Origin of the sequence: Luteimonas sp. 3794, from assembly GCF_031456825.1 — a bacterium.
Lineage (GTDB): Bacteria > Pseudomonadota > Gammaproteobacteria > Xanthomonadales > Xanthomonadaceae > Luteimonas.
In genome coordinates this window covers 60288-83639 of record NZ_JAVDVJ010000007.1, presented here as the reverse complement: position 1 = coordinate 83639, position 23352 = coordinate 60288, and the positions used below count along the sequence as shown (strand labels likewise).

The 23352-nt window shown below is 69.2% G+C and carries 18 protein-coding genes and 1 riboswitch; of the genes, 15 read left to right on the top strand and 3 right to left on the bottom strand.

Annotated features, from left to right (window positions below):
• Positions 1 to 113: 113 nt before the first annotated feature.
• A complete protein-coding gene (thiC, locus tag J2X52_RS11420) occupies positions 114 to 1991 on the bottom strand; it encodes a phosphomethylpyrimidine synthase ThiC (RefSeq protein ID WP_310153173.1) in 1878 nt (625 codons plus the stop codon).
• Positions 1992 to 2111: 120 nt separating this feature from the next.
• Positions 2112 to 2206, bottom strand: a riboswitch (TPP riboswitch).
• A 43-nt stretch (positions 2207 to 2249) separates the two neighbouring features.
• On the bottom strand, positions 2250 to 4100 hold the full coding sequence (locus J2X52_RS11415) for a methyl-accepting chemotaxis protein (RefSeq protein ID WP_310153172.1): 1851 nt from the start codon (positions 4098 to 4100) through the stop codon (positions 2250 to 2252).
• A gap of 325 nt (positions 4101 to 4425) precedes the next feature.
• On the opposite strand from J2X52_RS11415, the gene thrA reads away from it, so the two are divergent.
• The 3 genes from thrA to thrC are packed head-to-tail and all read left to right on the top strand — an operon-like array spanning position 4426 to position 9178.
• Positions 4426 to 6930 (top strand): bifunctional aspartate kinase/homoserine dehydrogenase I, encoded by a 2505-nt coding sequence (thrA, locus tag J2X52_RS11410; protein ID WP_310153169.1) that lies wholly within the window; start codon positions 4426 to 4428, stop codon positions 6928 to 6930.
• On the top strand, positions 6927 to 7880 hold the full coding sequence (locus J2X52_RS11405) for a homoserine kinase (protein WP_310153166.1): 954 nt from the start codon (positions 6927 to 6929) through the stop codon (positions 7878 to 7880). The genes thrA and J2X52_RS11405 overlap by 4 nt, the downstream gene beginning before the upstream one ends.
• On the top strand, positions 7877 to 9178 hold the full coding sequence (thrC, locus tag J2X52_RS11400; RefSeq protein ID WP_310153163.1) for a threonine synthase: 1302 nt from the start codon (positions 7877 to 7879) through the stop codon (positions 9176 to 9178). The genes J2X52_RS11405 and thrC overlap by 4 nt, the downstream gene beginning before the upstream one ends.
• Positions 9179 to 9246: 68 nt before the next feature.
• Here the strand turns inward: thrC and J2X52_RS11395 are convergent, their stop codons facing one another.
• Positions 9247 to 9615: a BON domain-containing protein gene (locus J2X52_RS11395; RefSeq protein ID WP_310153160.1), complete on the bottom strand. Its 369-nt coding sequence runs from the start codon at positions 9613 to 9615 to the stop codon at positions 9247 to 9249.
• 114 nt (positions 9616 to 9729) lie between these two features.
• Here J2X52_RS11395 and J2X52_RS11390 point away from each other — a divergent pair, with 114 nt between their 5' ends.
• From J2X52_RS11390 to ilvD, 12 genes are all read left to right on the top strand, one after another.
• Entirely contained in the window at positions 9730 to 10815 is a 1086-nt protein-coding gene (locus tag J2X52_RS11390; protein ID WP_310153157.1) for a DNA topoisomerase IB, read from the top strand.
• Between the two features lie 40 nt (positions 10816 to 10855).
• The gene (locus J2X52_RS11385; RefSeq protein ID WP_310153154.1) at positions 10856 to 11008 is read left to right on the top strand and encodes a hypothetical protein; all 153 of its coding nucleotides are present in this window, start codon (positions 10856 to 10858) and stop codon (positions 11006 to 11008) included.
• A 355-nt stretch (positions 11009 to 11363) separates the two neighbouring features.
• On the top strand, positions 11364 to 12359 hold the full coding sequence (gene ilvC / locus J2X52_RS11380; RefSeq protein WP_310153152.1) for a ketol-acid reductoisomerase: 996 nt from the start codon (positions 11364 to 11366) through the stop codon (positions 12357 to 12359).
• Complete coding sequence (gene ilvG, locus J2X52_RS11375; protein ID WP_310153150.1) at positions 12359 to 14131, top strand: acetolactate synthase 2 catalytic subunit; 1773 nt, start codon at positions 12359 to 12361, stop codon at positions 14129 to 14131. The genes ilvC and ilvG overlap by 1 nt, the downstream gene beginning before the upstream one ends.
• Complete coding sequence (locus J2X52_RS11370) at positions 14115 to 14351, top strand: ACT domain-containing protein (protein WP_310153147.1); 237 nt, start codon at positions 14115 to 14117, stop codon at positions 14349 to 14351. Before ilvG ends, J2X52_RS11370 begins: the two co-directional genes overlap by 17 nt.
• Entirely contained in the window at positions 14342 to 15271 is a 930-nt protein-coding gene (locus tag J2X52_RS11365; RefSeq protein WP_310153144.1) for an aminotransferase class IV, read from the top strand. Before J2X52_RS11370 ends, J2X52_RS11365 begins: the two co-directional genes overlap by 10 nt.
• Before the next feature lie 2 nt (positions 15272 to 15273).
• The gene (locus J2X52_RS11360) at positions 15274 to 16440 is read left to right on the top strand and encodes a threonine dehydratase (protein ID WP_310153141.1); all 1167 of its coding nucleotides are present in this window, start codon (positions 15274 to 15276) and stop codon (positions 16438 to 16440) included.
• Complete coding sequence (locus J2X52_RS11355) at positions 16437 to 17978, top strand: 2-isopropylmalate synthase (protein ID WP_310153138.1); 1542 nt, start codon at positions 16437 to 16439, stop codon at positions 17976 to 17978. The genes J2X52_RS11360 and J2X52_RS11355 overlap by 4 nt, the downstream gene beginning before the upstream one ends.
• A 97-nt stretch (positions 17979 to 18075) precedes the next feature.
• On the top strand, positions 18076 to 19503 hold the full coding sequence (leuC, locus tag J2X52_RS11350; RefSeq protein ID WP_310153135.1) for a 3-isopropylmalate dehydratase large subunit: 1428 nt from the start codon (positions 18076 to 18078) through the stop codon (positions 19501 to 19503).
• Positions 19503 to 20096: a 3-isopropylmalate dehydratase small subunit gene (leuD, locus tag J2X52_RS11345; RefSeq protein WP_310153132.1), complete on the top strand. Its 594-nt coding sequence runs from the start codon at positions 19503 to 19505 to the stop codon at positions 20094 to 20096. Before leuC ends, leuD begins: the two co-directional genes overlap by 1 nt.
• Positions 20086 to 21165: a 3-isopropylmalate dehydrogenase gene (gene leuB, locus J2X52_RS11340; RefSeq protein WP_310153127.1), complete on the top strand. Its 1080-nt coding sequence runs from the start codon at positions 20086 to 20088 to the stop codon at positions 21163 to 21165. Before leuD ends, leuB begins: the two co-directional genes overlap by 11 nt.
• Positions 21166 to 21270: 105 nt before the next feature.
• The gene (gene ilvD, locus J2X52_RS11335; RefSeq protein ID WP_310153124.1) at positions 21271 to 23109 is read left to right on the top strand and encodes a dihydroxy-acid dehydratase; all 1839 of its coding nucleotides are present in this window, start codon (positions 21271 to 21273) and stop codon (positions 23107 to 23109) included.
• The last annotated feature ends 243 nt before the right edge of the window (positions 23110 to 23352 follow it).

The window sequence follows — 23352 nt, the reverse complement described above, 5'->3', positions numbered from 1 at the left end:
CCTGTTGTCTGGCGGATCGTGACGCGCTGTCCCGATACCGGTCCTGAACATACGCGCCGTCGCGTCGCGCGGATGCGACGGCGCCTGGAGCGGTTCATGCGCCGGCCCTGCCCTCAGCCCGGACGATAGACCTCGGCGCCCTGGGCGCGGAACTCCGCCGACTTCTCCGCCATGCCCGCCGCCAGCGCATCCGTCGTATCCACGCCGTGCTCGGCAGCGTAGTCGCGCACGTCCTGGGTGATCTTCATCGAGCAGAAGTGCGGGCCGCACATCGAGCAGAAATGGGCCGCCTTGTGCGCATCCTTCGGCAGGGTCTCGTCGTGGAAGCTCTGCGCCTTTTCCGGATCCAGGCCGAGATGGAACTGGTCCTGCCAGCGGAACTCGAACCGCGCCTTGCTCAGCGCGTTGTCGCGCACCTGCGCGCCGGGATGACCCTTGGCGAGATCGGCGGCATGCGCGGCGATCTTGTAGGCCATGATCCCGTCGCGCACGTCCTCGCGGTTCGGCAGGCCCAGGTGCTCCTTCGGCGTCACGTAGCAGAGCATCGCGCAGCCGTACCAGCCGATCATCGCCGCGCCGATCGCGCTGGTGATGTGGTCGTAGCCCGGGGCGATGTCGGTCGTCAGCGGGCCTAGCGTGTAGAACGGCGCTTCGCCGCACTCGACCAGTTGCTTGTCCATGTTCTCCTTGATCAGCTGCATCGGCACGTGACCAGGGCCCTCGATCATGGTCTGGATGTCGTGCTTCCACGCGATCTTGGTCAGCTCGCCGAGCGTCTCCAGCTCACCGAACTGCGCGGCGTCGTTGGCATCGGCGATGCAGCCTGGGCGCAGGCCGTCGCCGAGCGAGAACGCCACGTCGTAGGCCTTCATGATCTCGCAGATGTCCTCGAAGTGCGTGTAGAGGAAGCTCTCGCGGTGATGCGCCAGGCACCACTTGGCCATGATCGAGCCACCGCGCGAGACGATGCCGGTCACCCGCTTCGCGCTCAGTGGCACGTAACGCAGCAGCACGCCGGCGTGGATGGTGAAGTAGTCGACGCCCTGCTCGGCCTGCTCGATCAACGTGTCGCGGAAGATCTCCCAGGTCAGTTCCTCGGCGCGACCGTCCACCTTCTCCAGCGCCTGGTAGATCGGCACCGTGCCGATCGGCACCGGCGAATTGCGGATGATCCACTCGCGCGTCTCGTGGATGTGCTTGCCGGTCGACAGATCCATCACCGTGTCGCCGCCCCAGCGAATCGACCAGACCAGCTTCTCCACTTCCTCGGCGATGCCGGAACTCACCGCACTGTTGCCGATGTTGGCGTTGATCTTGGTCAGGAAGTTGCGGCCGATGATCATCGGCTCGCTCTCGGGATGATTGATGTTGTTGGGCAGGATCGCGCGGCCGCGGGCGATTTCATCGCGCACGAACTCCGGCGTGATCACCTGCTGAATATTGGCGCCGAAGGCCTCGCCCGGATGCTGCTGGCGCAGCAGTGCGTCGCGTACCAGCTCGATCCGCTGGTTCTCGCGGATCGCGACGTATTCCATTTCCGGGGTGACGATGCCGCGGCGCGCGTAATGCATCTGGGTGACGTTGGCGCCGGCCTTCGCCACGCGCGGCAGGATTCGCGACGGAAAGCGGACATGGTCGAGCTTGGGGTCGTGCTCGCGGCCACGTCCGAATGCCGAGCTCAATGCCGACAGTGCTTCGGTATCGCCGCGCTCCTCGATCCAGCGCGCGCGCAATGGCGCGAGGCCAGCGGCCAGATCGATCGTGACATCCGGGTCGGTGTACGGGCCGGACGGATCGTAGACGGTGATCGGCGGGTTCTCCTCACCGCCGAACAGTGTCGGCGTGCGCGTCTGCACGATCTCGCGCATCGCCACGCGCAGGTCGGGCCGCGAACCTTCGACATGGATCTTGCGCGAGCCCGGGATCGGGCGCGTCACCGATTCGGACAGCTGGTCGGTCTGCTGCAGCAGTGTGGAAGGCACGGCATTCATCGCATTCGTCCTGTGGTGGCGAACGGGAACCCGGGGTGGGCTCTCCTTCTCGCGGACGAAGCGGCGGCGCGGGCCCGGCGCGACGCCAGCCGCATTGCGCATGCGACAAGACGGTTCTGCGGCAGGTCCTGCGAAGCTTCCCTACGCCGGTATCAACCGGATCAGGTTCGAAGGGACTGTCTCAACCGGCGACGCCGGTACCCCCGCTTCAGCGCGCATTAGACCGCGAAGACAGGTGCGATGCCAGCGCCGCTGGCGTCACTCCAGCGTGTAGCCGACGCGGAACCCGCCCCAATGACGGCCGCTCACGTAGATCGGCACCGAGAGGTCGAACATGATCTGGCCGGTGTCGCGCCGGTAGACCTGCAGGCGCCAGGGGTCGGTGTGCGCACCGACGCTGCGTCCGACCCGATCGTCGAAAATGCGCTTGGTGCGGTTGCCGACAAGGTCGCGGGCGTGATCGCCGGTCAAGGGCTGGCAGAAGCGCTGGTTGTGGGTGGGCACATAGCCATCGGGGTTGGCGCTGATCGCGAAGACAATCCAGGGATGCGCGCCGGCCACCGGTTCCTGCAGCGGCGGTAGCACCCGGTCGCAGAGGGCATCGAAGACGCTGCGGTATTTGGCCGGACTCACGCCGGGAATCGGCTCGTACTCGCGGGCGAACAGTGCGGCCAGGTCGATCTCGCGCTGGGCGACGGCCTGGGCCAGGGCTTGGCCGATGGCCGATGCCGCCGCCTGCGCCAGGCCGAGCACGCAGGCGTGGCGCGGTGTGCGCATCGGATCGGCGGGCAGACGGAACAGGCCCACGCCGTCGTGCAGCGTGGCCGCGTTGCGGCCCAGGGCCTCGCTGCGCTCGGCGACATGGGCGGCATGCTCGAGATTGCTGCGACCCAGGCCGACGACGTGTTCGACCGCCTGGTCGATGGCGGCGATCTCGCCGCTCTGCGCATCGATCCGCTGGGCCACCGACGCCATCGCGCGGCCGGCGCCGCCCAGCAGCTCGCCGATGCCGTCGAGCACCTGTCCGGTGTGCTGCGCCGAGGCGGCGCCCTCGCCGAGGGCGGAGACCGTTTCGCCGATGATGCCGCGCACATCCCGCGCCGCACTCGCGGCACGGTCTGCCAGCCGGCGGATCTCGCTGGCGACCACGGCGAAGCCGCGTCCCGCGTCGCCGGCATGGGCGGCTTCGATGCTGGCGTTGATCGAGAGGATGTTGGTCTGGAAGGCGACGGTGTCGATGACCTCGATGACCTCGTTGGCGCGGGCGGAGCGCTGCTGCACCGCTGCCATCGAATCGGCCAGCGCCCGCGCGGCCTCGATGCCGGCGCGGGCGCGCTCGTCCGCGTTGCCGGCCACATCCCGCACCGCCTGGAGCTCGCCGGTGACCGCCTGCAGGTCCGCCAGCAACCGCCGGCTTGCGGCGAGCACCGATTCCAGCGCTTCGAGCTGCGCCTGCGACTGGCGCACGAGTTCGTCGTTCTCACTGACCAGATGCGGCACTTCGTCGGCAATGCCCACCGACAGGACCACCGCCTGTCGGATCGCCTCGGCGAGGTTGCCGAAGCCTGCCGACAGCCGGCGCACAAGTGGCGCATCTTTTTCGTCGGCGTTCTCCAGTGCGCCGAGGTCGAGATCGCAGCGCGTGAGCAGATCGCCGATCCGCTCCAGCAGGCGCTGCGCGGCGCGCCCGTCTTCGAAGGCCTGGACCAGCGGCTGCAGGCCGCCTGCTGCCACGCCCTCGCCCGCCGCCTCGTGCAGGACGGCGGCCTGGCGCAGCAGGGCGGCGGTTTCGGGATGCGGCAACGAGAGGATCCAGCCGCCGTGATCGGGATCTGCCTGGTAGCGCACCCGCGATGCGGGATCGGCGCCGGGCGCGACCCACACGCCGTCGGTGCCGCGCAGCGCGTCGAGCGGCATGCCCCAGGGCACCCCCAGGGTCTGGCCGTCGAGCATTCCAGGCGCGAGGGCCAGCATGTCGATGGCCACGCGGTTCGCGTCGAGCAGGTGCCCCGCCGCGTCCAGGCGCAGCAGCGCGACCGGCGCATCCGGCAAGGCCGCGCACGCCGCGCCCGGGTCCGCCCCGCCCCGCATATCCGTCGACTCCGCCATGCACCCGTTCTCCCGCGCTGTCTCACGTTAGCGGCCGCGCGCGCGCCACGTTGAGGCGCCCGCTTGACGCGCCGCACCATCGGGGTGGATGCTCGGGTCATGCGCCGCCCCGACCCCCGCCTGCAGATCACCGCCGTTCCGGCGGCCGCGGCGTGTCGATATGCGGCCGCGCAGACCACCCTCACCATTACGACCGGTACCACCCGAACACGGGTGTGGACGGGCGTGTCCAACTGATCCAGCACGCCGCTCCGCACCCGAACCGGGTGCGGCGCTGCCGCCTGACCCGGAACGCGATGCGGGGCCCCGACCCAAGGAGCCTTTGATGTCCGCTGTCCCGTCCAACCCGCTTTCCCGCCTGCAGTTGCACAAGTTCGGCGGCACCAGCCTGGCCGATGCCGGCCGTATCGCTGCGGCCGCGCGCCTGGCCGCACCCGTCGCCGACGGCGCCAGCGTAGTCGTGGTGTCTGCCATGCGCGGCGTCACCGACGCGCTGGTCGCTTTGGCTGCCGTTGCGCGCGGTGGCGGTGACTGGGCGCCGGGCTGGCAGGCCCTGCAAGCCCGTCACCACGAGGCGGCGCACGCGATCCCGGGCGCCGACACCGGAACCCTGATCGCGCGGTTGGACGCCGAGGCGGCCGCGCTGCACGCGGACCTGGGCGCGCTGGCGTTCGCCACAGAAGACGCCGCGCTGCGGGTGTCCGAACGCATCTGGGGCCATGGCGAACTGTGCAGCGCCTGGCTGATGCACGCCGCGCTCGGCGGCGAGCCTGCGGGCTGGGCCCGCCTGGATGCGCGCGAGGTCCTGGTCGTGCATGGCAGCGAGATCGGCATGCATGTCGACCGCGAAGCCAGCCTGAGGTGTCTGGCCGGATGGCGCGCGCGCCATCCGCAGGCGCATGTGGTCGCCACCGGCTTCGTGGCGCGCACGCCGGACGGACACGCGACCACTCTCGGTCGCAACGGCAGTGACCACTCGGCCACGTTGCTGGCGGATTTGTTCGATGCCGACGCGGTGACCATCTGGACCGATGTGGACGGCGTGCTGTCGGCCGATCCGCGACTGGTCCCCGATGCCGTGTGCCTGAGCGCACTGTCGTACGCCGAGGCCTGCGAACTTGCCTACTTCGGCGCCAAGGTGCTGCATCCGCGCACCATCGTGCCGTTGCAGGCACGCGGCATCCCGCTATCGATCCGCAACGCCCTTGCGCCATCCACACGCGGTACACGCATTGATGCGCTGGGCGAGGCCGCACGCTCGCCGGTCAAGGGCCTGAGCATCGTCGACGACATGGCGGTGCTGGAACTCACCGGCAGCGGCATGGCCGGCGTGCCCGGCGTGGCCGAAACGCTGTTCGCGGCGCTGCATGCGACGGGGGTGTCGGTGACGATGATCTCGCAGGGCTCGTCGGAGCATTCGATCTGCTGCGTGGTGCGCGCGCCCGAGGCGGCGCGTGGACGTGCGGCCATCGAAAACGCGTTCGCGGATGCGATCGCCGGCGGCCAGGTCGAGGGCGTGCGCCTGGAGACCGGCCTGTGCGTGCTGGCCGCCGTCGGCGACGGCATGGTCGGCAGCCAGGGCGTCGCCGCGCGGCTGTTCGACGGCCTTGCCCAGGCCCGGGTCAACATCCGCGCGATCGCCCAGGGCGCGAGTGAACGCAACATCTCGGTCGCGATCGCGCAGGACGACGCCACCCGCGCCCTGCGCGCCGCGCACGCTGCGTTCTGGCTGTCGCCGCAAACGGTGTCGGTCGGCGTGATCGGGCCCGGCAATGTGGGCCGCGCGCTGCTGGCGCAATTGTCCGAGGTGATCCCGGCGCTGCGCGCGCGCGCCGGTGTTGATCTGCGCCTGCGGGCGATCGCCAGCAGCCGGCGCATGTATCTGAGCGATGCCGCGCTCGATCCGGATACCGCGGGCGCCCTGCTCGGCGACCACGCCGACGCCTGCGATCTCGACGCCTTCGCCGCGCACGTCCGCGCCGACCACCTGCCGCACGCGATGATCGTCGACTGCAGCGCCAGTGACGCCGTGGCCGCGAAGTACGAAGACTGGCTCGCCGCCGGCATCCATGTGGTTACCCCGAACAAGCACGCCGGCAGTGGCGACTGGACGCGTTATGCGCGGATCGCCGAGGCGCGCGTCACCGGGCACAGCCGCTTCATGTACGAGGCCACGGTGGGCGCCGGTCTGCCGGTCATCGTGACGCTGCGCAACCTGCTCGATACCGGCGACACCCTGCACGCGATTGACGGCATGCTGTCGGGCACGCTGGCATGGCTGTTCAACAGTTTCGACGGCAGCCGGCCGTTCTCCGAACTCGTGCGGGAAGCGCGCGCGCTCGGCTATACCGAGCCTGATCCACGCGACGATCTGTCCGGTCTCGATGTCGCGCGCAAGCTGGTGATCCTCGCGCGCGAGGCCGGTCGCACGCTGTCGCTGGCGGATGTCGATGTGGAAAGCCTGGTGCCCGAAGCGCTGCGCGAGGTGCCGCTCGACGAGTTCCTGCAGCGCCTGTCGGAACTCGACGCGCCGATGCAGGCGCGTCTGGACGCCGCCCGCGCGCAAGGGCGCGGCCTGCGCCATATCGCCCGGCTCGAGGCCGGCGGGGACGCCAGTGTTGGCGTCCGTGCACTTCCCGCCGATCATGCGTGCATGCACACACGTCTGACCGACAATCTTGTCCAGTTCACCACCGCTCGCTACGCCGAGAATCCGCTGGTCGTGCAGGGTCCGGGCGCCGGCCCGCAGGTCACCGCCGCCGGCGTGTTCGGCGACGTGCTCGCGATCGCGCACGCGCTCGGCGCGCGCACCGGCTGGCGACACGCATGAGCGGCCGCATCACATCCGCACGCGCATTCGCGCCCGCGAGCGTCGGCAACATCGGCGTCGGTTTCGACGTGCTGGGCCATGTGATCGAAGGCCCGCGCGACATCGCCGGGGTCCGTCGTATCGAGGCGCCAGAAGTGCGCATCGATGCAATCGGCGGCGATGTCGAAGGTGCCGACCGGTTGCCGCTGACCGCAGCCGACAACACCGCCGGGCGCGCCCTGCAGTCGCTGCGGGCCGCGCTGTCGCTGCCGTTCGGCTTCGCGCTGACGCTGGAGAAGGGTATTCCGCTCGGCTCTGGGCTCGGCGGCTCGGCGGCGTCCTGCGTCGCCGCCCTCGTCGCGGCAAATGCGCTGCTCGATGCACCGTTGTCGCGCGAGGCCTTGTATCCATTCGCACTCGATGGCGAGTCGGTTGCATCCGGCGCGCGCCACGGCGACAACGTCGCGCCGATGCTGCTTGGCGGCGTCACCCTCTCGACCGCCGATCGCCTCATCGCGCTCGACGTGCCTGAGTGGCTGCACGCGGTCGTCGTGCATCCCGAGCAGGTGCTGGAAACGCGACGTTCGCGCGCTGTGCTGGCGGCGCCCTACGCGTTGCACGACGTGGTGACCCACAGCACCCATCTCGCCCTGTTCCTCACCGGCCTGCAGCGCGGCGATCGCGAACTGATCCGCGCCGGCCTGCATGATGTGCTGGTCGAACCGCGACGCGCGCCGCTGATTCCCGGCTTCGATACGGTCAAGGCCGCGGCGCTGGCGCACGGCGCGCTCGGCGCGAGCATCTCCGGCGGCGGGCCCAGCGTATTCGCGTGGTTCGATTCGCGCGAAGCGGCCGAGCGCGCGGCACCTGCGATGCGCGCCGGCTTCACGGATGCAGACATCGACGCACAGGCGTATGTGTCGCCGGTCGCCGGGCCACGCGCCGGCTTGCTGGACGGAGACGCGACATGAAGTTCGTCAGTACCCGCGGTCACGCACCCGCCGTCGGGATCGACGACGCGCTCGTCGCCGGACTTGCCCCGGACGGCGGCCTGTACGTGCCGGAATCGATCCCGGCGGTCGATCTCGCCACGCCGCGTGCCACGCTCGCCGACACCGCCTTGGTGACGCTCGCACCCTGGTTCGAAGGGTCGCGCATCGAATCGCAACTCCACGCGCTCTGCGGGCACGCGTTCGCATTCGACGCGCCCTTGCGGCCGCTCGCAGGCCCGGGCGACTACTTGCTCGAACTGTTCCACGGGCCGACCGCAGCCTTCAAGGATTACGCCGCCCGCTTCCTCGCCGGCGCGCTCGGCGCATTGCGCGATCCTGCAGCGCAGGCCACGACAATCCTCGTGGCGACCTCCGGTGATACGGGCGCGGCCGTCGCCGCCGCTTTTCATCGACGACCCGGCTTCTCCGTCGTGATCCTGTATCCGGACGGGCGCGTGTCGCCGCGGCAGGCACACGGCCTGGAGTGCTGGGGCGACAACGTGCATGCCTACCGCGTGGATGGCAGTTTCGACGACTGCCAGCGACTCGCGAAGCAGGCGTTGTCCGATCCGACCTTGCGCGCGCGCATCGCGCTCGGCACCGCCAACAGCATCAGTCTCGGACGCCTGTTGCCGCAGGCGGCGTACTACGCGCATGCAGCCGCGCACCATCACACGGCAAGCGGTCACGCACTGAACCTCATCATCCCGACGGGCAATCTCGGCAACGCCTGCGCGGCGTATCTCGCACGTGCGATGGGCGCGCCGGTCGGCGAGATCCGCCTGGCCTGCAATGCCAACGACACGTTGCCGCAGTTCTTCGATGGCGTCGATTACGCGGCGCAGCCGACACGGGCGACGCTGGCGAACGCGATGGACGTCGGCGCTCCGAGCAACTTCGAGCGGCTGCGTCATTGGCACGTCGACGACGCCGCGCTACGCGCCGCCTTCGTCGCGCGCTCGGTCGACGACGCGACCATCCGCGCGACGATCCGCGCTGCGCCTGCCCGGCACGACATCGTGCCCTGTCCGCATACGGCGACGGCGCTGCACCTGCTCGAGACCTTGCGTACGCAAGGCGACGGCCGGGACTGGGCCGTGGTGGCCACCGCGCATCCGGCCAAGTTCGACAGCATCGTCGAACCATTGGTCGGGGCCGGCGTCGAGCTGCCGTCCGCGCTCGCAGCGTGCCTGGCGCGCCCCGCACACGGCGCGCATCTCGACGACTCGGACGACGCACTGGCGCGTGTATTGCTGAAAACAGGCGCGAGCGCCTGAGCACCGCGCATGAAAAAGGCCTCCCGTTCGGGAGGCCTTCGTACAACGGATGGACGGACGCGGAGGCGTCAGTCGCTGTGGTGCGCGTGACCGGCGACCTTCAGCTGGCTGCTGTCGACGTTCGTCACGCCTTCGATCTCCGCGGCGATCGCCTTGGCGCGGTCAATCTGCGCCTGCGATTCGACATCGCCCGACAGGCTGACGGTGCCGTTGGTGGTCTCCACGCTGATGTCGAGGCCGGCCACATCGCTGGATGCGAGCAGGTCGGCCTTCACCTTGGTGGTGATCCAGGTGTCGGATACCGGCTGGTCGGATTCGGACTGGGCGGCAACCGTGCGGTCGGCGCGATCCTGGGTTTCCTGCGCAACGGCCGTGCCGGCGAGCAGCAGCGTACCGGCAATCGCGGCGCCCATCAGGGCCTTGTGCATCGTCTTCATGGCGGTGTTCCTCGTGCGAGTGGTGTGCGGCGAGTCTGCGAAGCGATGCGTTCCGACGAAGTGAAGCAGGTCCTGTTCACGAGTCGCTGATCCGGCGCTTGTTATCAGCCGCTCATGAACACCCCGAAAGACGATGACGCCGCGCGCGCAGCGCGCCTCGCAGGCCTGCGCTGGGTCAGCGATGACATGCCGGGCCTGAGCCGGCGCCGCGCGGGCACGGGATTCAGCTACCGCGATCCAGACGGGACGGCCGTGCGCGACCGTGCCACGCTCGAGCGCGTGCGCAGGCTGGCGATTCCGCCGGCCTATCGCGACGTGTGGATCTGCGCGATCGAGAACGGGCACCTGCAGGCCACGGGTCGTGACGCGCGCGGACGCAAGCAGTATCGCTACCATCCGGACTGGAGCGAGGTGCGCGGCCTCGGCAAGTTCGACCGCATCGTCGCGTTCGCGACTGCCCTCCCGCGCCTGCGCCGCGCACTCGGGCGCGATCTCAAACTGCCAGGTCTACAGCGCGACAAGGTGCTGGCGATCGTGGTGTCGCTGATGGCGCAAACCTTCGTGCGTGTCGGCAACGACAGCTACACGCGCAGCAACGGCTCGTTCGGACTGACGACCTTGCGCAACCGACATTTCGAACTGGTGCGCGGCGGCCGTGCACGCCTGAAATTCCGCGGCAAGAGCGGGCAGGAACAGGACATCGAACTCGACGATGCGAAGCTGACCGCACTGGTGCGCAAGGTGCAGCAACTGCCCGGCCAGGCGCTGTTCCAGTATCTGGACGATGACGGCGAGCGTCACGGGGTCGACTCGGGCATGGTCAACGACTACCTGCGCGACGCGATGGGCGGCCCGTTCACCGCCAAGGATTTCCGCACCTGGGGCGCCACGCTGATGGCGTTCCGCCGGTTCGCGGCAATGCCCTTGCCGGAAGGCCGGACAGGTGGCGACCCCAGCGAGCGCGCACTGGCGACGCAGGAGAAGATCGTCATCGCCGATGTCGCCGATGCGCTCGGCAACACCGTCGCAGTGTGTCGCAAGGCTTATATCGATCCGGTGCTGTACGCGGCCTGGCGCGATGGCGGATTGCAGCGCGCGGCAGGCGATGCACGCGGCGAACGCCAGTGGGAAGCCGCGGCACTGAAGCTGTTGCGTCAACGGCATCGCAAGCGCCCGGCAGCGAAATCGTTGTCGAAGTAACTGTTGACACGTCTGTCACGGGCGTGTTTTTCTCGGACCCATGACGCAGCGCAACAACCACCGCCAGACGCAGATCGACGCAGGCCGTCGCGTGCGCAACGTGCCGCTGCCGGTCGCGCTCACCTCGGCCGTTCTCCTTGTACTCGTACTCCTTATTACCGTCCGGAATGGCGCGGGGATGGGGTTCGTGTAGCAAGACGAAACTCCAGAAGGTCGAAAGAACCTGAACCCCGCGCCGAAAGGCGCGGGGTTTTTTGTTTGGCCCCTCGCAAACCTCCCGCATCAGAGCCAGCCCGCCATGCATCGCCATCCCGCCAGCGTCCGCCCGAGCCAGCACGCCATGCCGCAAGGCCCAGCGTGTGCGTCAGCCGCGTGTCCTGATGCATGCGGCGACACCGCCTTCGCCACCGCCTTCGCGGTGTATCGGACGGCCGGCCGGAACGGGGCGACGCCCTCGACCGCCGGCCGTTTCCACATCCGGGCCACGCGCATCGCTGCGTGAACTGCCTGCCCTCCCCTTTCCACCCGCAGATCGGACACCACCACCCATGAGCAATGCCAATCCCTCCATCGCGATCGTCGGCTACGGCAGCCAGGGCCGCGCCCACGCGCTGAACCTGCGCGATTCCGGCTTCGACGTCGTCGTCGGCCTGCGTCCCGGCGGCCCGACCGAACAGAAGGCGAAGGCCGACGGCTTCACCGTCAAGACGCCTGCCGACGCGGTCGCCGACGCCGACCTGGTCGCGGTGCTGACGCCGGACATGGTGCAGAAGCAGCTGTATGCCGACGTGCTGGCGCCGCACATGAAGCAGGGCGCCTGCCTGCTGTTTGCGCACGGCCTCAACGTGCACTTCGACATGATCGCGCCGCGCGCGGATCTGGATGTCGTGCTGGTCGCGCCCAAGGGACCGGGCGCGCTGGTGCGCCGCGAATACGAGATCGGCCGCGGCGTGCCGTGCATCTACGCCGTGCATCAGGATCCGAGCGGCAAGAGCGAGCAGCTGGCGCTGGCGTACGCCGCAGGCCTGGGCGGCGCGCGCGCGAACATCATCAAGACCACGTTCAAGGAAGAGACCGAGACCGATCTGTTCGGCGAGCAGGCCGTGCTGTGCGGCGGCGCGTCGTCGCTGGTGCAGGCCGGTTTCGAGACGCTGGTCGAAGCCGGTTACCAGCCGGAGATCGCGTACTACGAAGTGCTGCACGAGCTGAAGCTGATCGTCGACCTGTTCTACGAAGGCGGCATCACCCGGATGCTGGAATTCATCTCCGAGACCGCGCAGTACGGCGACTTCGTCAGCGGTCCGCGCGTCATCGATGCCAGCGTCAAGGCGCGCATGAAGGAGGTGCTGACCGACATCCAGAACGGCACGTTCACCCGCAACTGGCAGGCCGAATACGACGCCGGCCTGCCGAACTACAAGAAGTTCCAGCAGGCCGACAAGGACCACCCGATCGAGCAGGTCGGCAAGCAGTTGCGCGCCAAGATGACCTGGCTGGGCGAGCAGACCGGCGCGCCGGCACAACCGCAGAGCGAGGCCGCCTGATGAACGGCGCCCGCTGGCTGGTGCAGGCGCTGGAAGCCGAGGGGGTCGACACGATCTTCGGCTATCCGGGCGGCGCGATCATGCCGTTCTACGACGCGCTGCATGGCGCCGCGTTGAAGCACGTGCTGGTCCGCCACGAACAGGGCGCGGCGTTCGCCGCGAACGGGTTCGCGCGGGCCAGCGGGCGCGTCGGTGTCTGCGTGGCCACGTCCGGCCCGGGCGCCTCCAATCTGGTGACCGGCATCGCCGACGCGATGCTGGACTCGGTGCCGATGGTCATCATCACCGGCCAGGTGGCGACACCGCTGATGGGCACCGATGCGTTCCAGGAACTGGACGTGTTCGGCATGACGCTGCCGATCGTCAAGCACAGCTTTCTGCTGCGCAGCGTCGACGAAATGCCCAACGTCGTCGCCGAAGCATTCCGCATCGCGCGGTCGGGCCGTCCCGGTCCCGTGCTGATCGATCTGCCGAAGGACGTGCAGATCGGTGATGCCGCGCATCTGGGCGCGCACATTCCCTCGACGGTCGACGTCATGCCGGCCTGCGCCGATCATGCGCTGCACGAAGCAGCCGCGCTGATCTCGCAGGCCGAGCGGCCGGTGGTCTACGGCGGCGGCGGCATCATCCTGGGCGACGCGTTGGACGCGTTCCGCGAGTTCGCCGATCTGACCCAGATCCCGACCGTGCTGACGCTGCGCGCACTGGGCGCGCTGCCGCCGACGCATCCGGCCAACCTCGGCATGATCGGTATGCACGGCTCGCGCGCGGCGAATCTGGCGGTGCAGGAATCGGATCTGCTGATCGTCGTCGGTGCGCGCTTCGACGATCGCGCGACCGGCAAGCTGGCCGAGTTCGCACCGCTGGCGCGCATCGTCCATCTGGATGGCGACAGCTGCGAGATCGGCAAGCTGCGCGCGGCGGACGTGTCGGTGTGCGGTGATGTCGCCACCAGTCTGTCGCGTCTGGGTGCGCCGTGCGCGGCGCAGATGCAGGGCCGGCACGCGGCCGCGCGCACTGCGTGGCGTGAGCTGTGCGCACAGCGCCGCGAGCGGTTCGCCGCGCGCTACGACGCGCCCGGCGACAAGGTCTTCGCGCCGGCGCTGCTCAAGCGCATGAGCGAACTGGCGCCCGATGCGACCGTCGCCTGCGATGTCGGCCAGCACCAGATGTGGGTCGCGCAGCACTGGCGCTTCGACCATCCGCGCAAGCATCTGACCAGCGGCGCGCTGGGTGCGATGGGCTTCGGCCTGCCGGCCGCGATAGGCGCGCAGATGGAAGACCCGTCGCGGCGCGTGGTCTGCGTCAGCGGCGACGGCTCTTTCATGATGAACGTGCAGGAGCTGGCGACGCTCAAGCGCTACCGCGTGCCGGTGAAGATCATCCTGCTCGACAACTCGGCGCTGGGCATGGTGCGCCAGTGGCAGGAACTGTTCTTCGAACGCCGCTATTCCGAGATCGACCTGTCCGACAATCCGGACTTCGCCCAGGTCGCGCGCGCGTTCGGCATCCAGGCGCTGTCGGTCGACAAGGCCGCCGATGTCGAATCCGCCCTGGCCGCGCTGCTGGCCGCCGACGGCCCCGCATTGCTGCACGTCGCCATCGACACCGCCGCCAACGTCTGGCCGCTGGTGCCGCCCAACCACAACAACGCGCAGATGCTCGATGCCGACGAGGCCACCTCGCTCGACATCGGCGATCCCGTCGCGCCTGTCACCGAACCCGCTGCCGCCACGTCCGCCAAGGAATCGAGCCATGCGTTACCAGTTTGAGATGACCCTGCGCCGCGCCGAAGGCGCATTGGTGCGCGTGCTGGGCACGACCGAACGCCGTGGCTTCCGCCCGGTGTCGTTCGAAGGCGACGCGCACGCGGACAGCGAGCACTGGAACCTGCGCATGACCGTCGAAGGCGACCGCGCCGCGATCGCCCTGCAGGGCCAGCTGGCGAAGCTCTACGACTGCCTGTCGGTGGAGGTGTCGCCGTGTCGTTGAACGTCACCGCCGAGGCCTCACCGGCGCAGGCGCCGTCGATCGCGGAGACCGCAGCACCCAATCGTCCGCAGGCCTGGTTCGACGGCGCACTGTGCGATATCGATGCGCTGCAGGCCGGCCTGACCACGCACGCGATGCACTACGGCAGCGGCGTGTTCGAAGGCATCCGCAGCTACGCGACCGCCGATGGCGCCGCGGTGTTCCGCCTGCCCGAACACATGGCGCGCATGCGCGAAGGTGCGGCGCTGCTCGGCATGCGCTTCGATCCCGCGCAGGCCACCGAGGCCGTGCTGGCGACGCTGCGTGCGAATGGCCATCGCGATGCCTACATCCGCCCGCTGGCGTGGTTCGGCGAGGGCGGCTTCGGTCTGGACGTCGAAGGCCACACCGAACATCTGATGGTCGCGACCACCGCGACCCAGGTGCATCTCAACGGCACTCGCGCGCGACTGGGCATCAGCAAGTGGCGGCGCAATCCCGCGGATTCGCTGCCGCCGCTGAAGCTGTGCGGCGCCTACGTCAATTCGATCCTGGCCAAGCGCGAAAGCAAGTCGCGCGGCTTCGACGAAGCGTTGTTTACCGATGCCGACGGCTACGTCGTCGAATGCACCGGTGCCAATGTCTTCATCATCAAGGCCGGACGCGTCACCGCGGTCCAGCATCGCGACGCACTGCCGGGCATCACCCGCGACACGCTGGTCACGCTGAGCGGTGCGGACGCGCGCCCCGTCACCGTGGAAGAGCTGTACGACGCCGACGAAGTCTTCGCCTGCGGCACCGCGGCCGAAGTGGCGCCGGTACACGGCGTCGAAGACCGCAGCTACGGCGACAACCCGGTCACCCGCGAACTGGCCGCGCTGTATGCGCGCGTCGTGCGCGGCGAGGCGGAAGTCGCGCGCGGCTGGCTGACGGCAGTCTGAGCATGTCCGAGCCCGACGTAGGCCACACGCCGCGAGCGACCGCCAGTGATGTGCTGGCGGCGCAGGCGCGGCTGCGTCGGCATCTCGACGTGACGCCGATGCATTACGCCGAACGCTTCGGCTGCTGGCTGAAGCTCGAGAACCTGCAGCGCACCGGCTCCTACAAGGTGCGCGGGGCACTGAACGCATTGATGGCTGCGCGCGAGCGCGGCGACGACCGCACGGTGATCACCGCCTCGGCCGGCAACCACGCGCAGGGCATGGCGTGGGCCGCGTACCGTCTGGGCGTGCCGGCGATCACGGTGATGCCGAAGAACGCGCCCGCGACCAAGGTCGCCGGCGTCGCCCACTGGGGCGCGACCGTGCGCCTGCATGGCGAGACCTACGACGAAGCGAAAGCCTTCGCCGCCGAACTGGCCGCGCAGAACGGCTTCCGTCTGCTGTCGGCGTTCGACGATGTCGACGTGATCGCCGGCCAAGGCACGGTCGGGCTGGAGATCGCGTCGGTGCTGATGCCGGACGTGGTCATCGTGCCGATCGGCGGCGGTGGACTGGCCTCGGGCGTTGCACTGGCGTTGAAATCGCAGGGCGTGCGCATCGTCGGTGCGCAGGTCGAAGGCGTCGATGCGATGGCGCGCGTGCTGCGCGGCGATCATTCGCCGTTCTCGCCCGTGGCGACGCTGGCCGACGGCGTGCGAGTGAAGGAGCCCGGCCTGCTGACGCGCGCGCTGCTGGCGGATCTGCTCGACGACGTGGTGATCGTGCGCGAGGCCGAGTTGCGCGAGACGCTGGTGCGTCTGGCGCTGGAAGAACACGTGATCGCCGAAGGCGCCGGCGCGCTGGCACTGGCCGCGGGCCGCCGCGTCGCCGGCAAGCGCAAGGTCGCCGTGGTGTCGGGCGGCAACGTCGATGCCGGCGTGCTGGCGCAGCTGCTGTCGGAGGTGCGTCCGCGCCCGCCGCGCAAGCCGCGCCGTCGGTTACGCGAAACCGCGGCCGAGGTGCCGGCCATTGCAGCCATCGCACCCGCCGCGCACATGGCGACGCCACGTCGCCGCAACGACCTCGCTGCATCCGCGCCGTCCGGAGGCGGCGAACCGCGACTTCGACGCGCGACCGCCGCCCGCATCGAACGCACGCCACACGCCATTGCCGAGGAACTGCCCGCATGACCACCTCCGACACCATCCGGATTTTCGACACCACCCTGCGCGACGGCGAGCAGTCGCCCGGCTGCAGCATGAGCCCGCAGCAGAAGGTGGTGATGGCGCGCGCGCTCGATGCGCTGGGCGTCGACATCATCGAGACCGGCTTTCCGGCCAGCTCCGAATCCGACCGCGAGGCGGCGCGTCTGATCGCGCGCGAGGTCCGCCGGCCGACGCTGGCGGTGCTGTCGCGCTGCCTGCCCGCCGATATCGAAGCCTCGGCGCGCGCGCTGGACGGCACCGCGAATCCGCGCCTGCACGTCTTCATCTCGACCAGCCCGCTGCACCGCGAACACAAGCTGCGCATGAGCCGGCAGCAGGTGCTGGACATGACCGCGACCAGCGTCGCCCACGCGCGCCGGCTGATCGGGGATGTCGAGTTCTCGGCGGAGGACGCGACCCGCACCGAAGACGATTTCCTGAGTGAGGTAATCGCCGTCGCGATCGCCAACGGCGCGACCACGATCAACGTGCCCGACACGCTGGGCTACGCGACGCCCGAGGAAACCCGCGCGCTGTTCCAGCGCCTGATCGACACGATCCCCGGCGCGCGCGACGTGATCTTCAGCGCGCATTGCCACAACGATCTGGGACTGGCCGTCGCCAATTCGCTGGCCGCGATCGAAGGTGGCGCGCGCCAGGTCGAGTGCACCATCAACGGCATCGGCGAGCGCGCCGGTAACTGCGCGGTCGAAGAGCTGGTCATGGCGCTGAAGGTCCGCAACGCGTTCTACAACCTGGACACGCAGATCGACACGCGCCGCCTGGTCCCGACCTCGCAACTGCTGCGACGCCTGACCGGCATGGCCGTACAGCGCAACAAGGCCATCGTCGGCGAAAACGCATTCGCGCACGAATCCGGCATCCACCAGCACGGCATGCTGCGCCACCGTGGCACCTACGAAATCATGAATCCGTCGGATGTCGGCTGGCCAGATTCCAAGCTGGTACTGGGCCGGCACAGCGGCCGCGCCGCAGTAGGCCATCGCCTGCGCGCGCTGGGTTACACGCTGGAGGACGGGCAGCTGGAACAGGTGTTCGAGGCGTTCAAGGATCTGTGCGAGCGTCAGCGCGTGGTCGAGGACGACGATCTGGAAGCGCTGATGCACGGCGACGTGCATGGCCAGGGCTGGCGTCTGGCGTCGATGACCGTCAGCGATCGCGGCCAGCGTGCGAGCGCACAGGTCGAGCTGTCCGATCCCGAAGGTGGCAAGGTCAGCGAGAGCGCGCTGGGCGATGGACCGGTCGATGCGCTGTTCGCCGCACTGGCCACCGCGACCGGCGTCGAGCTGGCGCTGGAGAGCTACCAGGTCCACAGCGTCGGCATGGGCCGCGATGCGCGCGGCGAAGCCAGCGTCAGCGTGCGCCACGGCGAGGACATCCACGAAGGCACCGGCACCAGCCGCGACATCATCGAGGCCAGCGCGCTCGCGTGGCTGGATGTCGCCAACCGGATCCTGCGTGGCGCACGCACGATTCCGGCGACCCAGGCCGCGCACGCCTGATCATTCTTTCCGCAGGAGCGTGCCCGCGCGCGAAGACGCTTTGCCGGTAGTGCCCATCGCGCGCAAGCGCGCTCCTACACGAAATCAAGAGCCAGCAATGACCGCCACCAAGCCACGCACCCTGTTCGACAAACTGTGGGACGCGCACATCGTGACCCCCGAGTCCGACGCCGCGCCCGCCGTGCTCTACATCGACCTGCATCTGATCCACGAAGTCACCTCGCCGCAGGCCTTCACCGAGCTGCGCGCGCGCGGACTCGTCCCACGCCGCCCGGATCGCACCAAGGCGACGATGGACCACTCCACGCCGACCCTGCCGGCCGATGCCGATGGCCGTCTGCCCTACACCAGCGACGCCGCGCGCGCGCAGGTCGAGATGCTGGCGGCGAACTGCGCGCAGTTCGGCATCGAGCTGTTCGACATGTCATCCGACCAGCGCGGCATCGTCCACGTCATCGCGCCCGAACAGGGCTTCACCCAGCCCGGCATGACCATCGTCTGCGGCGACAGCCACACCTCCACACACGGCGCGTTCGGCGCGCTGGCGTTCGGGATCGGCACCAGCGAGGTCGGCAACGTGCTGGCGACGCAGTGCCTGCTGCAGCGACGTCCGAAGACGATGTCGATCACCGTCGACGGTCCGCTCGCGCCCGGCGTCGGCGCCAAGGACGTGACCCTGCACGCGATCGGCGTCATCGGCGTCAATGGCGGCACCGGCCATGTCATCGAGTACCGCGGTTCCACCATCGAGGCGATGGACATGGAGCAGCGAATGACCCTGTGCAACATGTCGATCGAAGCGGGCGCGCGCGCGGGCATGGTCGCCCCCGACGACACCACGTTCGAGTGGATCGCACGCACGCCGCGCGGGCCGAAGGGCGCCGACTTCGACGCTGCAGTCGCGCGCTGGCGCGACCTGCGCAGTGACGCGGGCGCACGCTTCGATTCCGAAGTGCGCATCGATGCGGCCGACATCCGCCCCACGCTGACCTGGGGCACGCATCCGGGCACCGCGATCGGCGTCGATGTGCCGGTGCCGGCTGCGACCGATGCCGCCGAGCAGAAGGGGCAGGACTACATGCGCGTCGTCGCCGGACAGTCGCTGGCCGGCATGCCGGTCGACGTGGTGTTCGTCGGCTCGTGCACCAACGGTCGCCTGCGCGACATGCGCGAAGTCGCCGACGTGCTGCGCGGACGCCGCGTGTCGGCGGGCGTGCGCATGCTGGTGGTGCCGGGCTCGGAGATCGTCAAGCGCGAGGCCGAGGCCGAAGGCATCGACGTGATCGTCCGTGAGGCCGGCGCCGAATGGCGCGAGCCGGGGTGTTCGATGTGCATCGCAATGAACGGCGATCTGGTGGCGCCGGGCCAGTTGGCCGTGAGCACCAGCAACCGCAACTTCGAAGGCCGCCAGGGCCCCGGCGCGCGCACGCTGCTGGCCTCGCCGACGACAGCGGCCTGGGCTGCGGTGCGTGGCGTCGTGGCCGATCCCCGCGAACTGTTCGACGACCGCCGGGAGGTGGCCTGATGTCCGCCGCTCACATCCCCGAGTTTCCGGTGCGTTCGGCCAGCGTGGTGCTGGCGCAGACCAATATCGATACCGACCAGATCATTCCCGCGCGCTTTCTGTCGACGACCGAACGCAAGGGTCTCGGCCGCTTCGCATTCAACGACTGGCGCTGGCGCGAGGACGGCAGCGCGAATCCGGACTTCGCCTTCAACCAGGCGCACAACGCCGGGCGCGCGGTGCTGCTGGCGGGCCGCAACTTCGGCTGCGGATCCTCGCGCGAACATGCGCCGTGGGCACTGCGCGATCTGGGCCTGCAGGTCGTGGTCAGCAGCGAGATCGCCGACATCTTCCGCAACAACGCATTGAAGAACGGCGTGCTGCCGGTCGTGCTGCCCGAAGCCGTGGTGCAGGACCTGATGACGCGGCCCGACGACATACTGACCTTCGACATCGTCGCCCGTGAGCTGCGCACACCGGACGGCACCGTCCACGCGTTCCCGCTCGACGCGTTCGCACGCACCTGCCTGCTCGAGGGCGTCGACGAAATGGGCTTCCTGCTGGCGCGCGACGCCGACATTCGCCACTACGAGGACACCCACCATGCACGCTGACATAGTCGTTCTGCCCGGAGACGGCATCGGCCCGGAAGTGACCGCGGCCGCGGTCGATGTGCTGCAGGCGGTCGCGCAGCGCTTCGGCCATCAGTTTTCGCTGCACGAACACCTGATCGGCGGCGCAGCGATCGACGCCACCGGCAAGCCGCTGCCCGACGAGACCCTGGCCGCGGCGCGCGATGCGGATGCAGTACTGCTGGGCGCGGTGGGCGGTCCGAAGTGGTCCGATCCCAACGCGAGCGTGCGCCCCGAACAGGGCCTGCTGGCGATCCGCAAGGCGCTGGGCCTGTACGCGAACCTGCGCCCGACCAAGCCGCATCCGGCCGCGATGGGCGCCTCGCCGATCAAGCCGCATCTGCTGGCCGGCGTCGATCTGCTGGTGGTGCGCGAGCTGACCGGCGGTATCTACTTCGGCGAGCGCACCCGCACTGCCGAATCCGCCAGCGATCTGTGCACCTACACGGTGCCGGAGATCGAACGCGTGGTGCGCCGCGCCTGTCTGCTCGCGCGCGGCCGCCGCAGCCACGTGACCTCCGTCGACAAGGCCAACGTGCTCGAGACCTCACGACTGTGGCGCGATGTCGCCAGCCGCATCGCGCGCGACGAGTTCCCCGACATCACCATCGAACACCAGCTGGTCGATTCGATGGCGATGCATCTGCTGTCGAAGCCGCGCGCCTACGATGTGATCGTGACCGAGAACATGTTCGGCGACATCCTCACCGACGAGGCCTCGATGCTGGCCGGTTCGCTCGGCCTGCTGCCGTCGGCATCGCTGGGCGAAGGCTGCGTCGGCATGTACGAGCCGATCCACGGTTCGGCGCCGGACATCGCAGGCCGCGGCATCGCCAATCCCTACGGCACCATCCTCAGCGCCGCGCTGCTGCTGCGTTACTCGCTGGGCCTGTCGCAGGAAGCGGCATGCATCGAACAGGCCGTCGATGACGCGCTGGAGGCCGGCGTGTTCACCGCCGACCTGGCAGCCGACGGCGCTGCGGTCTCGACGCGCGAGGCCGCCGCTGCGGTGCTCACGCATATCGCGACGCCCGCACGGATCACCGGATAGCGAGATGGATCGACGCGGCGTGGCGCCACGCCGCCGCGTTCGATCACCTACAACCACCGCCACACACGCCGCCAGCCCCGCGCCCGCCGCACCTGCGAGTCATCGATGCCCGAGTACCGTTCCAGAACCTCCACCTTTGGTCGCAACATGGCCGGCGCCCGCGCCTTGTGGCGCGCCACCGGCATGCAGGACGACGACTTCCACAAGCCGATCGTCGCGGTCGCGAATTCGTTCACCCAGTTCGTGCCGGGTCACGTGCACCTCAAGGACATCGGTCAACTCGTCGCGCGCGAGATCGAGCGCGTCGGCGGTGTGGCGAAGGAGTTCAACACCATCGCCGTCGACGACGGCATCGCGATGGGGCACGACGGCATGCTGTATTCGCTGCCGAGCCGCGAGATCATCGCCGACTCGGTCGAATACATGGTCAACGCCCACTGCGCCGACGCGCTGGTGTGCATCTCCAACTGCGACAAGATCACGCCCGGCATGCTGATGGCTGCCCTGCGCCTGAACATACCGGTGGTGTTCGTGTCCGGCGGGCCGATGGAAGCCGGCAAAACGAAGCTGTCGGAACACGGGCTCGATCTCGTCGATGCGATGGTCGTCGCCGCCGATCCGGATGCCTCCGACGAGAAGGTCGCCGTCTACGAGCGCAGCGCGTGCCCCACCTGCGGCTCCTGCAGCGGCATGTTCACCGCCAACTCGATGAACTGCCTGACCGAAGCACTGGGCCTCGCCCTGCCCGGCAACGGCTCGATGCTGGCGACACACGCCGATCGCGAGCAGCTGTTCCTGCAGGCCGCGCGCACCGTCGTCGAGCTCTGCCATCGCTGGTACGGCGCCGAAGATCCGACCGCGCTGCCACGCGGCATCGCGACCTTCGAGGCGTTCGAGAATGCGATGACGCTCGACATCGCGATGGGCGGTTCGACCAACACCATCCTGCATCTGCTCGCCGCCGCGCAGGAGGCCGAGGTCGCCTTTGATCTGCACGACATCGACCGCCTGTCACGACGCGTGCCGCAGCTGTGCAAGGTCGCACCGAACATCCAGACCTATCACATGGAAGACGTGCACCGCGCCGGCGGCATCGTCTCGATCCTCGGCGAGCTCGCGCGTGGTGGCCTGCTGCATGTCGACCAGCCGACCGTGCACAGCCGCACGCTGCGCGACGCCATCGCGCGCTGGGACATCACCGTCACCGCTGACGACGCGGTGCGCACGTTCTTCAAGGCCGGACCCGCCGGCATTCCCACGCAGACCGCCTTCAGCCAGGCCACGCGCTGGGAGACGCTCGACGACGATCGCGCCGGCGGTTGCATCCGCGATGTCGCACACGCGTACTCGCAAGAAGGCGGCCTCGCCGTGCTGCGGGGCAATCTCGCGCCCGACGGTTGCGTGGTCAAGACCGCGGGCGTCGATGCATCGATCCACGTGTTCGAAGGCACGGCAAAAGTCTTCGAAAGCCAGGACGCCGCGGTGAAGGGCATCCTCGCCGACGAAGTGCAGACGGGCGACGTGGTGGTGATCCGCTACGAAGGCCCGAAGGGCGGACCGGGCATGCAGGAAATGCTGTACCCGACGAGCTACCTGAAGTCGAAAGGCCTCAGCAAGCAATGCGCGCTGCTGACCGACGGACGTTTCTCCGGCGGCACCTCGGGTCTCTCGATTGGACACGCATCACCGGAAGCCGCAGCCGGCGGCACGATCGGCTTGGTGCGCGATGGCGACCGTATCCGGATCGACATTCCGCAACGGCGCATCGACCTGCTGGTCGACGACGTCGAACTGGCCGCGCGCCGCAACGCGCAGGACGCACTCGGCTGGAAGCCGGCGCAGGCGCGGCCGCGCAAGGTCACCGCGGCGCTCAAGGCCTATGCCCTGCTCGCGACCAGCGCCGACAAGGGCGCGGTGCGCAATCTCGCGATGCTCGGCGACTAACCCTTCCCCGCAGCGGCCGCGAACGCGCGCCTTGCGCGCCGGCCGGTCGCATCACAGGCCCTGGCCGAGCGCATGCCCGCGCCTGCGATGGACGCTCCGACGAACGGCAAGCGGGTGTGCCTCAAGTCCGGGCACAGCCGGCCGACACAGAACGGGTCACTCCGGAATCCGCCGCGGGTGGCGCGTGTGTGCGAACGACGCCTGCATGCCAGGTCGCGCCGCGCCCAGACTCCCGTCCATGAG